We start from the raw sequence: 14566 nt of genomic DNA on the forward strand, positions 1-14566 counted from the left end.
GACAGGGGCTGCACGATAGGGTGACAAAAACACCAAAGTTTCGTGACAGTTGGCAGGGCAAGTGCCTGATGGCTACATAAAGCCCAATTCCAGGCGCGCCTCATCTGACATCATCTCCATGCCCCAAGGCGGTTCCCAGGTCAGTTCGACATCGACTTCCTTGACGCCCGCAACAGGCTCTATGGCCTCGACAATCCAGCCGGGCATGTCGCCCGCGACCGGACATCCGGGTGCCGTCAGGGTCATGATTACCTTCACGGCGTTGTCCGGAGAAATGTCGATCGTATAAATCAGGCCCAGGTCATAGATGTTGACCGGAATCTCCGGGTCGTAAACCGTGCGGCACGCTTCGACGACTGCCTCGTACAGCGGGTGTTCAATCGTTGACGGCGCAATCAGCGGGGTGCCTTCAAACTGTTCGCTCGGGTGGGTCATCTTTGCCTCGGGTCAGTTGCCTGAGTGATTATATAGGGAATACCTGCAACAGCGTCCAGTAGGGGCGTGACGCTCGGGTGAGCGTCACAGTGTCTTAGTCATTGATGTCATGCGTGAAGGTTTTGACCTGACCATGCGGCAAGGCAAAAAGCTTGCGCAGGATAAGCCATGCGATCAACGAAAGAACTGCGAAGATCAGCACGAGCACATGCAATGACAGTGTCAGGCCGGGGATGACAAGGATAAGGCCGGTGATCGCGGCCCCGATCGCAAAGCCCAAAAAGATGAATCCGGGCAGAACGATTTCCAGGATCCCCAGAGCCAGAGCGGCGGCCAGCCAGATCCACCAGGTCAGCCAAAAGGGATCAGCCATCATCTACCTCCTTTGAGCATTTTGAACGCGTCACCAAAGGCTTCGAGCGCATTGGCAGGCACAACTATGGTCTGCTTGCCGGAACCGTTGCCCAGTGCATTAAGGGCTTCAACCTGTTTCAGCGCAACCTGATACTGCGCAGCCTCGATGCCATTGTCCTGAATGGCCTTGGCGACGACGCCTGTCGCGTAGGCCTCGGCCTCGGCCTGAATCCGTCGCGCCTTGGCGGTTTGCTCCGCTGCGTACAGCTCGGCATCGGCGTGCAGTTCGACGGCGCGTTTTTGGCCTTCGGCTTCGGTCACCTGCGCACGGCGGGCGCGTTCCGCGTTCAGCTGTTGCAGCATGGCATCGCGGGTGGCCTGATCCAGATTCACATCCAGAATCTCGGCCCGGGTCACTTCGATGCCCCAATCATCCACTGCGGTTTCAACGCTTTCCTGAATGCGTGTGATCAACTGTGCGCGGTTCGACTGCACTTCGTCCAGATCCATCTTGCCGATCTCGGCACGAACGATACCGGCAACCGTGGTGGCAATCGCTCCATCAACGTCGCGGATACGATAGACCGTCTTTTCCGGTTCGAGAATGCGGTAGAAGACAGAGGTGTCGATTTGCACCAGCACGTTGTCCTTGGTGATCGCGTCCTGTGTCGCGTTCGGCAACTGGCGTTCAAGGATCGAGATCTTGTGGCGGGCAACGTCCAGTAACGGAACGATGAAATTGATGCCGGGGCCCAGCACCGAATGCAGTCTTCCAAACCGTTCAACCACGTATTTTTCGGATTGCGGAACGATCTTGATGCCCTTGAAAATAATGATAACCACCAGCACGGCGGCCAGCAGGTAAATGATGTTTGATGAAAGCAGTCCGATGATCTGATCTTCGGTCATTCTGTCCTCTTTTTATTGTGTACTATGGTATACATATGGGGATCGAGTCGCTCGATTTCAACTCTGGTATGGAGGGAAAGCCGGCGGATGCAAACGCCTCACTACGGGAATTCAGCATTGAGCCGAACTGCTGTGACTGCTTTGCATCCCGGCTTGTTTGCGGTATCGGGCGGGGATGAAATTGATAATCGATACAGACCCCGGCATCGACGATGCCATGGCGATTGCATATGCCGCCGCCGCGCCTGAATTTGACCTGATCGGCCTGACCACGGTTTTCGGCAATACGCACGTTCATCAGTCCAGCCGCAATGCCCGTTTCCTGCTGGACAAGCTGGGCCTGGACCTTCCGGTGGCGGAAGGCGCGCCTTTCCCTCTGGGGGCTGACATGCACGTCCCATCGGACCATGTCCATGGTCCCGAAGGGTTTGGCGATCTGACCGAGATTCCCGAGATCGGACGGAACCATGATCTTCCCGCCGCGGAGTTTCTGGCCGAGATGGCCCGGATGCACAAAAACGAGTTGGTGGTATGTGCGGTCGGACCGCTGACCAACATTGCCAACGCCATGCGATTGGACCCGGAATTTGCCGGTAATCTCGGCCGTTTGGTGATCATGGGCGGTGCCGTCTACTGCAAGGGCAACGTTACCGACCATGCAGAAGCCAACATCTATCACGATGCGGTTGCCGCAGATGCGGTCTTTTCCGCACCGCCCGAGACCGTGCTGGTTGGTTTGGACGTCACCCTGAAAACACTTTACGAGACCGCGGATTTCGACGCGCTGGCTCAAAAATCGCCCGGCATGGGATCTTTTCTGCGTGATATCTCTCGGTTTTACCTGAAATTCTATAAAGAAATCGGCGGATTGGAAGGGTGCGGTCTGCACGATTCAACCGCCGTGATCGCCTGTTCGCACGGGGCCATGTTCGACATGGTCGAAACCGGGCTGCGTGTTGTGACGGAAGGCGACCGGATAGGTGCGACGCAACCTGACCGGGATCGTCCCGCAGTTCATGTTTGTCGTGATGTGGATGGGGCGGGTGTCGTGCGTCTGTTTACTGACCGCGTTGCATCCTTGCCCTGACGGGTTGCAAAGACCGATCGGATCGGGCAAATCCTGCCCGGTTCGGCGATCCGAGGCGATGACATGACCCAGCAATTCTCTTTCAAGCTCAAGGACACAGACGGCAAGGCGCGCACCGGTGTTATCAGCACTCCGCGTGGCGAGGTGCGGACACCTGCCTTCATGCCGGTTGGTACCGCCGCGACGGTCAAGGCGATGATGCCGGAAAGCGTCCGGGCCACCGGGGCCGACATCCTGCTGGGCAACACCTATCACCTGATGCTGCGCCCCACGGCCGAGCGGATTGATCGCCTGGGCGGGTTGCACAAGTTCATGAACTGGGACCGACCGATCCTGACGGACTCAGGTGGGTTTCAGGTCATGTCGCTGGCCGGATTGCGGAAGCTGACCGAAAAGGGTGTGACCTTCAAATCCCATATTGATGGATCGAAGCACGAGCTGACGCCAGAAAGATCAATGGAAATTCAGCGCCTTTTGGGTTCCGACATCGTGATGTGCTTTGACGAATGCCCTGCATTGCCCGCAAATCGCGACCGGATCGCCGAGTCCATGCGTTTGTCGATGCGTTGGGCCGAGAGGTCCCGTGACGCATTCGGGGACCGTCCGGGGCATGCTTTGTTCGGAATCATGCAGGGCGGGCTTGAGCGGGACCTGCGGGAAGAAAGCGCCGAGGCGTTGAAGAAGATTGGTTTCGAAGGCTACGCCGTTGGCGGTCTGGCAGTGGGCGAGGGGCAGGAGGCCATGTTCGACTGTCTGGATTATGCGCCTGATTTCCTGCCCATGGACAAGCCGCGTTACCTGATGGGCGTTGGCAAGCCGGATGACATAGTCGGAGCAGTGGCGCGCGGGATCGACATGATGGATTGCGTTCTGCCCTCGCGCTCGGGCCGGACGGGGCAGGTGTTCACGCGCCACGGCGTGGTGAACATCAAGAACGCGCGTCATGCGGAGGATCCGCGCCCGCTGGATGAAAACTGTTCTTGCCCGGCCTGTTCGAACTATTCACGTGCCTACCTGCACCATGTGTTCCGCGCCAACGAGATGATCTCGGGCATGTTGCTGACCTGGCACAACCTGCATTACTTTCAGGAAATCATGCAGGGCATGCGGGACGCTATCGCTGAAGGCTCATTCGAGGCGTGGCAGGCCGCGTTCCACGCGCAACGCGCGCAAGGCGATATCGAACCCCTGTAACCTGTCCGTTCAGGTGACAATTGCGGGGTTTTCCGGTATTCTGAAACCACTTTGTTCAAAGTTGTTTTGTTTGTCACCCGGAGAATTTTTAATGTTCCGCTTTTTACTCGGCGCAGTCATTTTTTGCGCATCCCCTTCCGTTGCTTACGTCTGGACCTTTGAAACCCCATCCGAAAACATTCAGTGTTCGGTGGGGGAAAGCGCCGAGTCCTCGGACATTCGGTGTACGATCATAGAAAGATACGGCCCTCCAGCGTTGCCGCGCCCCGCGAACTGTCAATCTGACTGGGGGCATGATTTTCAGATGTTCGACACCGGTCCCGTAGAATTGCTGTGCCAGCCACTGAACCGGAGCCGGGACGGATTTGACCGTGCGGAATACGGTGTAACCGGTCGGTTCGGAGGATTTACCTGCACCTCCTCCACGAAAGGTCTGGAATGTCGCAACCTGGATGGCCACGGTTTTTTTCTGTCCCGGGCAGTGCAGCAGGTGTTCTGACCCTGAATTTGCGCATTGCATATGCATGTTGCACTAATTTCGGTGGATATGTTCCCGGGACATCTTGCAGTCCCGAAAACCTCGGTTCATGCTGCGATACGATACATGGCGATAAGGTTGAAAAAGGGCGATGAGGCCCCACCTTTATCGTCCAAGACAGGAGATGGCCGGATGTTGCCTCGATGAGGGACAAGCGCCATCTTGCCAACGATAAGGATAGAGCATGCAAGAGCCTCTGAATTCCTCATACCCCGTCCTGCCGCTGCGCGATATCGTGGTGTTCCCACATATGATCGTGCCGCTTTTCGTGGGCCGAGACAAATCGGTACGCGCGCTGGAAGAGGTGATGCAGGATGACAAACAAATTCTGCTGTCCAGCCAGATCGACCCCAGCGTCGACGACCCGGATGAGAACGGTATTTACCAGTCCGGTGTTCTGGCCAATGTGTTGCAGCTGCTGAAACTGCCCGACGGCACCGTCAAGGTGCTTGTCGAAGGGCAGGCGCGCGTGCAGATCACCGAGTTTCTTGAAAACGAAGAGTTTTTCGAGGCGCGGGCGGAATATCTGACCGAAATCCCGGGTGACGTCACCACGACCGAAGCCCTGTTGCGCACCGTCGCGGACGAGTTCGAGCGCTATGCCAAAGTGCGCAAGAACATCCCCGAAGAAGCGCTGACGGCTGTGGGTGAAACCACCGAGCCGGCAAAGCTGGCCGACCTTGTGTCGGGCCATCTGGGCATCGAGGTCGAACAAAAGCAGGACCTGCTGGAAACACTCAGCGTCAGCGAGCGGCTTGAAAAAGTCTATGGCCTGATGCAGGGCGAAATGTCGGTTCTGCAGGTCGAGAAAAAGATCAAGACCCGCGTCAAATCCCAGATGGAGAAGACCCAGCGCGAGTATTATCTGAATGAGCAGATGAAGGCCATTCAGAAAGAGCTTGGCGATGGCGAGGACGGCGCGAACGAGATCGCCGAACTGGAAGCCAAGATCGCCGAGACCAAGCTGTCGAAGGAAGCGCGCGAGAAGGCGGAAGGCGAGCTGAAGAAGCTCAAGAACATGTCGCCCATGTCAGCCGAAGCAACCGTGGTGCGCAATTATCTGGATTGGATTCTGTCTTTGCCGTGGGGTACCAAATCCCGCGTCAAAAAGGATCTGGGTCGCGCGCAGGATATACTGGACGCCGATCACTATGGCCTTGAAAAGGTCAAGGAGCGGATCGTCGAATATCTCGCCGTTCAGCAGCGTTCGAAAAAGCTGAAAGGCCCGATCCTGTGCCTTGTTGGCCCTCCGGGCGTGGGCAAGACCAGCTTGGGTAAATCCGTCGCCAAGGCCACGGGGCGCGAGTTCATTCGCATTAGCTTGGGTGGGGTGCGCGACGAATCCGAGATCCGCGGCCACCGCCGGACCTATATCGGTTCGATGCCCGGCAAGATCATCCAGGCGCTGAAAAAGGCGAAAACCACGAACCCGCTCATCCTGCTCGATGAAATCGACAAGATGGGGCAGGACTTCCGTGGTGACCCGGCCTCGGCGATGCTCGAGGTGTTGGACCCGGAACAGAACAACACGTTCATGGATCACTATCTTGAGGTCGAATATGACCTGTCGAACGTGATGTTCCTGACCACGTCCAACAGCTATAACATGCCCGGGCCGTTGCTGGACCGGATGGAGATCATCCCACTGGCTGGCTATACCGAGGATGAAAAGCGCGAGATCGCCAAGCAGCATCTGATCGCCAAGCAGGTCAAAAACCATGGTCTGAAAACCAAGGAATTTGAGCTGACCGATGACGCGCTGCAAAAGATAATCCGCACCTACACCCGCGAGGCCGGTGTGCGGAACCTGGAGCGCGAAATCGCCAAGGTGGCACGGAAGGCGCTGACCAAGATCATCAAGAAAGAGGCGGAAACCGTTACGGTCACGCCTGAAAACCTGGATGAATTCCTGGGCGTGCCAAAGTTCCGTTACGGTCTGGCCGAACAGGACGATCAGGTCGGTGTCGTGACCGGTTTGGCCTGGACCTCGGTCGGGGGCGATCTGCTGCATATCGAGGCGCTGAAGCTTCCCGGCAAAGGTCGGATGAAGACGACAGGCAAGCTGGGCGATGTGATGAAAGAATCCATCGATGCGGCGTCGTCATATGTGCGGTCGATTTCTCCCAAGATCGGAGTCAAACCGCCTCAGTTCGACAAGATCGACATCCATGTGCACGTGCCGGATGGCGCAACGCCCAAGGATGGTCCGTCAGCGGGTCTGGCGATGGTGACATCGATCGTATCGGTTCTGTCGGGCATTCCTGTTCGCAAGGATATCGCCATGACGGGCGAGGTTTCGTTGCGCGGGAACGCAATGCCGATTGGCGGCTTGAAGGAGAAACTGCTGGCTGCGTTGCGCGGTGGTATCAAGACGGTCCTGATCCCAGAGGAAAACGAAAAGGACCTGGCGGATATCCCGGACAATGTGAAGGATGGCTTGAAGATCATCCCGGTCAAGCACGTCTCGGAGGTTCTTGCGCATTCTCTGGTTCGTACACCGGAGCCGGTTGAATGGGACGAAGCCGCCGAGGAGGCCGCCGCAGCCGCCGCAGCCTCGTCAGAGGCGACTGGGCCATCGGCCACGGCACACTAAGCAGATTGAGCGAATGAAAAGGCGGGGCGAATGCCCTGCCTTTTTTACAATCCAATGACGGGTTGCTTTGGATCAAGTATTTCTTCTTCGGCTATATATTCATTGAACTTTTTCGATGGCAGCGCCGAGCGGACGGCAAGAACGAAAATGATCGACGAAAACAGGATGCAAAGCAGAAGGTCCCAGCCAAACGGGATCTGCTTCAACGATCCGGCTCCGAATTGCCCAAGGAATGAGATCAGCCCAAGACCTGAGAAATAAGGCACAAGCCACAGGGCCTCGGTAACGTCCATTTCGTCCAAACGTCCCCGGAACCGGATCAGCAACAGAATTTTCCCGACAATCAGCGCGATGCCAAGCCGCCAGACCGTGTCCCATCCGCTCCAATACACGATCATCGTGGCGATGGCGAAGGCCGTCAGCGCGACAAGACGCACGGCCGGTATTCGGATCGATCTGGGATGATCTGGCATTAGGTTTCTCAGGCAAACCACGGCTATGGGCCCGACGGCGAATGACAAAACGATGGCCGCACCGTTCAGGGCAATGACGGTGGTAAAGGGTACTGTCAGCAGGAAAACCGTTCCGATCAGAAAGTTCAGCCCCAGCGCCCACAGTGGAACCCCGAATGACGACAAAACCTGCAACCGTTTGGGCAGGAAACGGTTTTTTGAAAGGGCGAGGGCGATACGGGCGTTCGACCCGGTTGCGACCAGCCCGTTTCCAAAGGGTCCTATCACGGATCCGACATTCAGCAGGCTCAGAAACCAGACCAGCCCGACAGACATGATGATGGCGTCCAGTGGTCCTTCGCCCCCAAAGCTCAACTGCGCCCATCCTTTGGACAGCATGGATGGGTCCAGCGCACCGATGAAGGCCACTTGCAGACCAAGGTAGATGACGGCGCACAGAACAATCGACAACACCAATGCGGCCGGAATCGCAAATTTCGGATTTCGAACTTCGCCAGCCATATCAACCACATGGCGAAAGCCGATGAATGAAAAAATAACGCCCCCGGTGGAAACGGCGGCCATGATACCCTGCGCGCCGTAGGGCGCAAAACCATCCGGTTGGGTGAAGTTCTCGATGTTGAACCGGCTTGCGACAAGCAGAATGGACAGGACAACTGGTATGGTGATCTTGGCCCAGGTTAGCGCAGCATTGACGCGCGTGAAGAACTTGACCCCAAGCGCATTCACCGCGACGAACAGCAGCATGAAAACCAGCGCAACGAAAATACCCGCCCCGGTCAAATCACCTGTCTCGGCCGTATGCAGCCAAGGCGCATACGGCGTCAGGTATTTCAGCATGGCCTCGACTTCGATGGGCGCAGTGGTGTTGTAGCCGATCCAGGCAGTCCATCCCATGGCCATCGATACGATGTTGCCATGCGAAAACTGAGGCACGCGCGCGATCCCTCCGGGAATGGGCAGCATGGCGGAAATCTCTGCGAAGGTGATGGCCAAAATGAACATGGCAACCGCGCCGATTATCCACGAGATCGTGGCCGCGGGCCCTGCATGCTGAACGGCCAGAAGGGGGCCGAATAACCAGCCCGAGCCGATGATTCCTCCGACTGAAATGAAGGTCAGTCCCAGAAGGCCAATGTCGCGCTTCAACCCCGTCATGGTGACCTCAGCCTTTGTGCGTGGCCTGTTGTCAGGCCAAATAGGGCACGATAGCCACCGAACGTGCAACATGGCAAGCCCGCTGGTTCCAAGCGAAAATCCGAAAAGGAGGTGGTGGGTGATAAGAGATTTGAACTCCTGACATCTTCGATGTGAACGAAGCGCTCTACCACTGAGCTAATCACCCATGACACGCGGTCATATCTTCCCCGGCAGGGCGCTGCAAGCGAAATTGAACAATTCGCGAGGGCAAAAAACAGCGAGCAAACAAAAAACTGGATTCTGATAAAAAACTGCAAAACGCCGCTTGACGCTGCCCGAGCGTGGCCATAATACACCCAAACGTTCAGCAATGAACATGCAGCGGGCGGTTGTAGCTCAGTTGGTTAGAGTACCGGCCTGTCACGCCGGGGGTCGCGGGTTCGAGCCCCGTCAACCGCGCCATCGCTGCCTACCTTGGTCCAGGGCAAAGGCCATGAAATAGATGCGCGGTTGTAGCTCAGTTGGTTAGAGTACCGGCCTGTCACGCCGGGGGTCGCGGGTTCGAGCCCCGTCAACCGCGCCATTTTCTTCTCAAAATCATGGGTTCGCCAGATAGCCAGGCATTGAGTTGTTCGATTCCATGCCCATCGTTTGATTTGGTAGGCGAAAACCTGTATGTTCACTAAATGTTCTAACTTTTCTGTTGGAGACTCGGGCAAGCTCGCCTATCTCTAAACCACTTGTTTGTTGGGGGCCGGAAATGGCTGAGCTGAAGAATATAGAGGTGCGCGGCGCGCGCGAGCATAACCTCAAGGGCATCGATGTCGATATCCCTCGGGATCAGTTGGTGGTGATCACCGGGCTGTCCGGTTCGGGCAAGTCGTCGCTGGCGTTCGACACGATTTATGCCGAAGGTCAGCGCCGTTATGTCGAAAGCCTGTCCGCCTATGCGCGGCAGTTTCTCGACATGATGGAAAAGCCTGATGTCGACCATATCAGTGGACTGTCTCCGGCGATCTCCATTGAACAGAAAACGACCTCGAAGAACCCGCGTTCGACTGTGGGAACCGTCACCGAGATCTATGACTATCTGCGTCTGCTCTTTGCCCGCGCAGGTACGCCGTACAGCCCGGCTACCGGCCAGCCGATCGAGGCGCAACAGGTGCAGGACATGGTCGACCGCATCATGGCGATGGAGGAGGGTACGCGGGGTTATCTGCTGGCTCCGATCGTGCGCGACCGCAAAGGTGAGTACCGGAAGGAATTTCTGGAACTGCGCAAGCAGGGGTTCCAGCGCGTGAAGGTGGATGGTGAGTTCCATGAACTGGATCAACCCCCGACATTGGACAAGAAGTTCCGTCACGATATCGACGTTGTGGTTGACCGCCTGGTTGTTCGTGAAGGCATGGAAACGCGATTGGCCGATAGCCTGCGCACCGCTCTGGATCTGGCGGACGGAATCGCGATTCTGGAAACCGCCCCACGAGAAGGAGAGCCGGAACGAATTACCTTCAGCGAGAATTTTGCCTGCCCGGTCAGCGGTTTCACCATCCCCGAGATCGAACCGCGCCTGTTTTCGTTCAATGCGCCATTCGGAGCCTGCCCGGATTGTGACGGCTTGGGGGTCGAGCTGTTCTTTGACGAACGTCTCGTGGTGCCGGATCAGACGCTGAAACTGTATGACGGGGCCCTGGCACCATGGAGGAAAGGCAAGTCGCCCTATTTCCTTCAGACCATCGAGGCCATCGCGCGTCATTATGAGTTTGACAAGAACACGCCCTGGAAAGACCTGCCCGGCAAAGTGCAGCAGGTGTTCCTGCGGGGTTCGGGCGATGAGGAAATCCAGTTCCGCTATGACGAGGGCGGACGGGTGTACCAGGTGACACGCAGCTTCGAAGGCGTGATTCCGAATATGGAACGGCGTTATCGCGAAACGGATAGCGCGTGGATACGTGAGGAATTCGAACGGTACCAAAACAACCGCCCATGCGGCACCTGCGAAGGGTATCGTCTGCGCGCCGAAGCCTTGGCCGTGAAGATCGCGGGGCTGCATGTCGGTCAGGTGGTGCAAATGTCGATCCGCGAGGCGCTTGCCTGGATCGAGGATGCTCCGAACCATCTGAGCGCTCAGAAGAATGAGATCGCCCGGGCCATTCTGAAGGAAATCCGCGAGCGGCTGGGATTCCTGAATAATGTTGGTTTGGAATACCTTACGCTGTCGCGTTCAAGTGGAACCCTGTCAGGCGGTGAAAGCCAGCGCATCCGGCTGGCCAGCCAGATCGGATCGGGCTTGACCGGGGTTCTTTACGTATTGGACGAGCCCTCGATCGGCTTGCACCAGCGTGACAATGACCGGTTGCTTGGTACGCTCAAGAATCTGCGGGATCAGGGCAACACCGTGATTGTTGTCGAACATGACGAGGAAGCCATCCGCGAAGCCGATTATGTGTTCGACATTGGCCCCGGCGCCGGCGTTCATGGCGGGCAGGTGGTCAGCCACGGCACGCCCGAGCAGATCGCGGCCGATGCGGCCTCGATCACGGGGCAGTACCTGTCGGGCGTTCGCGAGATTCCGGTGCCCGCCGAGCGGCGCAAGGGGAACAAGAAAAAGGTAACGGTGGTAAAGGCTTCGGGCAACAACCTCAAGAACGTGACGGCCGAATTTCCTTTGGGCAAGTTTGTTTGTGTCACGGGTGTATCTGGCGGCGGTAAGTCGACCCTGACGATTGAGACGTTGTTCAAGACCGCCTCGATGCGCCTGAATGGCGCGCGGCAGACGCCTGCGCCGTGTGAGACAATCAAGGGTTTGGAGCATCTGGACAAGGTCATCGATATCGATCAACGCCCGATCGGGCGGACTCCGCGGTCGAATCCGGCAACCTATACCGGGGCCTTCACTCCGATCCGAGACTGGTTCGCCGGGCTGCCCGAGGCGAAAGCGCGAGGATACAAGCCGGGCCGTTTCAGCTTCAACGTGAAGGGCGGCCGCTGTGAGGCCTGTCAGGGGGACGGCGTCATCAAGATCGAGATGCACTTCCTTCCCGACGTCTATGTCACCTGCGAAACCTGCAAGGGCGCGCGGTACAATCGCGAGACGCTCGAGATCAAGTTCAAGGGCAAGTCCATTGCGGATGTGCTTGATATGACGGTGGAAGACGCGCAGGAATTCTTCAAGGCGGTGCCATCAATCCGCGACAAGATGGATGCGCTGGCCCGCGTTGGTCTTGGCTATATCAAGGTGGGTCAACAGGCGACCACGCTGTCGGGTGGCGAGGCGCAGCGTGTCAAACTGTCCAAGGAACTGTCGAAACGGTCAACCGGGCGGACGCTCTATATCCTGGACGAACCGACCACGGGTCTGCATTTCGAAGATGTACGCAAGCTGTTGGAAGTGCTGCATGAATTGGTAGATCAGGGCAATACCGTCGTGGTGATCGAACACAATCTGGACGTGGTGAAAACCGCCGACCACATCATCGACATCGGGCCTGAAGGCGGCGACGGCGGTGGTGAGATCGTAGCCGTCGGAGCACCCGAAGAAATCGCTCAAGTCGAACGCAGCCATACCGGTAGGTATCTGAAAACCATGCTCAACCCGGATCGGGTGGCGGCGGAGTAGGCGGCTTCAGGCTGCCGTCGCTCCACCGCCTGTCCAATCAGTTTTTCTTGGTTGGGCAGGTGCTGATGCCCAACACCGAGTATATCGGGCATGAATTCAGCAGACCGGTGACCAACGGCACGATGCCGATCCACATCCAGGTTCCGTATCCCAACAGAGCGCCCAGAATAAGCGCGGCGCCTAATGCGATCCGAAGCGTTTTGTCGAGCCCACCCATGTTTTTGGTCATCACGTAAGAATCCTTTCCAAAAGGTTGCACCCTTTGGATATAAAGCATTCCATGAGTGGAATATGACTTGGATCAACTTCGACCACGCTTTTCAAACCGAGGCAGCATGGCGCTGAAATCGCGGCCCAGACCGTCCTCGTTTTCGACGAACTGCTCGTAAAGGGCAGTCGCGGCTTGTCCCATCGGTGTATCCGCATCCGCACTGGATGCAGCCTGTTGGCTGAGGCGCAGGTCCTTCAGCATCAACTCGGCTGCAAATCCAGGCGTATAGTCATTGTCGGCTGGGCTTTGCGGGCCAACGCCCGGGGCAGGGCAATAGGCGTTCATCGTCCAGCTGTACCCCGATGAGGTGCTGACCACATCGAACATCTTTTGGCGGTCCAGACCCAGTTTGTCGGCCAGGGCAAAGGCCTCGCACGTGGCGATCATGGTCACGCCGAGGATCATGTTGTTGCAGATCTTGGCGGCCTGGCCGGCTCCGGCTTCGCCGCAGTGAACCGCTTTCTGCCCCATGATGTCGAACAAAGGAGCCGCCTTTGCAAAGGCGTCGTCTGACCCGCCGGCCATGAATGTCAGGGTGCCACCTGCCGCGCCGCCGACACCCCCCGAAACCGGAGCGTCAACGAACAGCAGACCAGCGCCGCTGGCCTGTTCCGCGACTGCGCGTGCGCTGTCCACGTCAACTGTCGAACAATCGATCAGCACGGCACCCTTCGCCATGGCGGGAATGATCTGATCTGCAACGGCCCGCAGGATGGCGCCATTCGGCAGCATGGTTATGACTGCATCGGCAGAGGCGACGGCTTCGGTCGCGGTATCGGCTTGAGTCACCCCGTCAACGGCAACGCCGGCCGTGTCGAATCCGAGAACCTGATGGCCGGCCTTTGCCAGATTGGCCGCCATGGGCGCCCCCATGTTTCCCAGCCCTATGAACCCGATCTGCATCTCTCAGTCCTCCTCGAATGTCAGGGTGTCCGCACCCAATGGCTGCAACATTTTCGAGACGGCCACCAGGGGGACGTCCATATCGGAAAACTGCCAGTTCGGGTTGCGGTCTTTGTCTATGATCTGCGCGCGGATACCTTCCAGAAAGTCACCATGCTCCATCGCCCGGTGGGTAAAGCGGTATTCCATCTCCAACGCGCGCCGCATGGTAAGCGAGGGGCCACGCAGACGGTGCAGCATCTCGATCGTGCAGGCCACGGAAAGCGGTGCGTTTTTCGTAATTTTTTCCAGAGTTTTGTCTGCAAATTCCTGACCGTCATTGCGCAGGCTGATCAGGATGTCGCCCAGAGTTTCACCGGAAAAATGATTGTCGATGTCCGTCAGCGCCCCTGCCAATTCACCATTGGGTGGCGTTTCGGAATGTTCGGCCACCAGTTCGGCATTTCCAGACGCTTCCAGAATTTCGATCAGGTCAGACCATTGCGACTGGGGGATGAAATGGTCGGCAAACCCCGCAAAGATCGCGTCCGCAGGCCCCATCCTGAAGCCCGTGGTCCCAAGGAATTCACCCAGTCGCCCCGGTGCAAGGGCCAGCATCAATGACCCGCCGACATCCGGAATCAAGCCAATCGAGCATTCGGGCATGGCAATCCTGGAGCTTTCTCCGACGACACGGTGGCTGCCATGGCAGCCGATGCCGACACCCCCGCCCATGGTAAACCCCTGAAGAAAACTGATGACTGGTTTGGGATATTCGAAGATAAGGGCATTCAGACGATATTCATCACGCCAGAACTTCTGACCATACGCATAATTGCCCTTGGTGCCCGTTTCATAAAGTTCGGCAATGTCACCCCCTGCACAAAATGCTTTTTCTCCTTCAGCGTCCAGAACGATCAGGTCAACGGCATCGTCTTCCCGCCAGTTGCGCATCGCCGTGTCGATGGCCATGCACATGTCATAGCTCAACGCGTTCAGCGCATGGGGACGGGTCAGGGTGATGCGACCGGCACGGCCTGTGTTGCGGATTTCAATGTCTGACATCGGGGC

12 protein-coding genes and 3 tRNA genes are annotated in these 14566 nt (G+C 57.4%); 7 read left to right on the forward strand and 8 right to left on the reverse strand.

Annotated features, from left to right (window positions below; all coding sequences use genetic code 11):
- Positions 1-72: 72 nt before the first annotated feature.
- From GOW60_RS06595 to GOW60_RS06605, 3 genes are all read right to left on the reverse strand, one after another.
- A complete protein-coding gene (locus GOW60_RS06595) occupies positions 73-435 on the reverse strand; it encodes an SUF system Fe-S cluster assembly protein (RefSeq protein WP_152457849.1) in 363 nt (120 codons plus the stop codon).
- Positions 436-529: 94 nt separating this feature from the next.
- Positions 530-808, reverse strand: a complete 279-nt coding sequence (locus GOW60_RS06600; RefSeq protein WP_171228671.1) for an NfeD family protein — start codon at positions 806-808, stop codon at positions 530-532.
- Positions 808-1698 carry an SPFH domain-containing protein gene (locus tag GOW60_RS06605; protein WP_152457851.1) on the reverse strand — a complete coding sequence of 297 codons (891 nt, stop codon included), beginning with the start codon at positions 1696-1698 and terminating at the stop codon, positions 808-810. Before GOW60_RS06605 ends, GOW60_RS06600 begins: the two co-directional genes overlap by 1 nt.
- Before the next feature lie 175 nt (positions 1699-1873).
- On the opposite strand from GOW60_RS06605, the gene GOW60_RS06610 reads away from it, so the two are divergent.
- From GOW60_RS06610 to lon, 4 genes are all read left to right on the forward strand, one after another.
- Positions 1874-2785 carry a nucleoside hydrolase gene (locus GOW60_RS06610; RefSeq protein WP_171204688.1) on the forward strand — a complete coding sequence of 304 codons (912 nt, stop codon included), beginning with the start codon at positions 1874-1876 and terminating at the stop codon, positions 2783-2785.
- Between the two features lie 63 nt (positions 2786-2848).
- Positions 2849-3979, forward strand: a complete 1131-nt coding sequence (gene tgt / locus GOW60_RS06615; RefSeq protein WP_171228672.1) for a tRNA guanosine(34) transglycosylase Tgt — start codon at positions 2849-2851, stop codon at positions 3977-3979.
- Between the two features lie 91 nt (positions 3980-4070).
- Positions 4071-4478: a DUF6636 domain-containing protein gene (locus tag GOW60_RS21395; RefSeq protein WP_171228673.1), complete on the forward strand. Its 408-nt coding sequence runs from the start codon at positions 4071-4073 to the stop codon at positions 4476-4478.
- Positions 4479-4701: 223 nt separating this feature from the next.
- Positions 4702-7110 (forward strand): endopeptidase La, encoded by a 2409-nt coding sequence (gene lon, locus GOW60_RS06625; RefSeq protein ID WP_171228674.1) that lies wholly within the window; start codon positions 4702-4704, stop codon positions 7108-7110.
- A gap of 44 nt (positions 7111-7154) precedes the next feature.
- Here lon and GOW60_RS06630 read toward each other — a convergent pair whose 3' ends face one another.
- On the reverse strand, positions 7155-8741 hold the full coding sequence (locus GOW60_RS06630; RefSeq protein ID WP_171228675.1) for an APC family permease: 1587 nt from the start codon (positions 8739-8741) through the stop codon (positions 7155-7157).
- Positions 8742-8853: 112 nt separating this feature from the next.
- Positions 8854-8928: transfer RNA gene (locus GOW60_RS06635), tRNA-Val, on the reverse strand.
- Between the two features lie 180 nt (positions 8929-9108).
- Between GOW60_RS06635 and GOW60_RS06640 the strand changes: the two genes are divergently transcribed.
- The 3 genes from GOW60_RS06640 to uvrA all read left to right on the forward strand — a co-directional run bounded on the left by GOW60_RS06640 (position 9109) and on the right by uvrA (position 12342).
- Positions 9109-9185, forward strand: a tRNA-Asp gene (locus tag GOW60_RS06640).
- 44 nt (positions 9186-9229) lie between these two features.
- A tRNA-Asp gene (locus GOW60_RS06645) sits at positions 9230-9306 on the forward strand.
- Positions 9307-9483: 177 nt separating this feature from the next.
- Complete coding sequence (gene uvrA, locus GOW60_RS06650; protein WP_171228676.1) at positions 9484-12342, forward strand: excinuclease ABC subunit UvrA; 2859 nt, start codon at positions 9484-9486, stop codon at positions 12340-12342.
- 37 nt (positions 12343-12379) lie between these two features.
- On the opposite strand, the gene GOW60_RS06655 is transcribed toward uvrA, so the two are convergent.
- From GOW60_RS06655 to GOW60_RS06665, 3 genes are all read right to left on the reverse strand, one after another.
- On the reverse strand, positions 12380-12571 hold the full coding sequence (locus GOW60_RS06655) for a DUF2892 domain-containing protein (RefSeq protein WP_152457858.1): 192 nt from the start codon (positions 12569-12571) through the stop codon (positions 12380-12382).
- Between the two features lie 72 nt (positions 12572-12643).
- Positions 12644-13516, reverse strand: coding sequence for a 3-hydroxyisobutyrate dehydrogenase (gene mmsB, locus GOW60_RS06660; RefSeq protein ID WP_171228677.1), 873 nt, complete (start codon positions 13514-13516; stop codon positions 12644-12646).
- 3 nt (positions 13517-13519) lie between these two features.
- Positions 13520-14560, reverse strand: coding sequence for an enoyl-CoA hydratase/isomerase family protein (locus GOW60_RS06665; RefSeq protein WP_171228678.1), 1041 nt, complete (start codon positions 14558-14560; stop codon positions 13520-13522).
- Between the last annotated feature and the right edge of the window lie 6 nt (positions 14561-14566).

This window comes from Ruegeria sp. HKCCA4008, assembly GCF_013033125.1.
GTDB lineage: Bacteria > Pseudomonadota > Alphaproteobacteria > Rhodobacterales > Rhodobacteraceae > Ruegeria.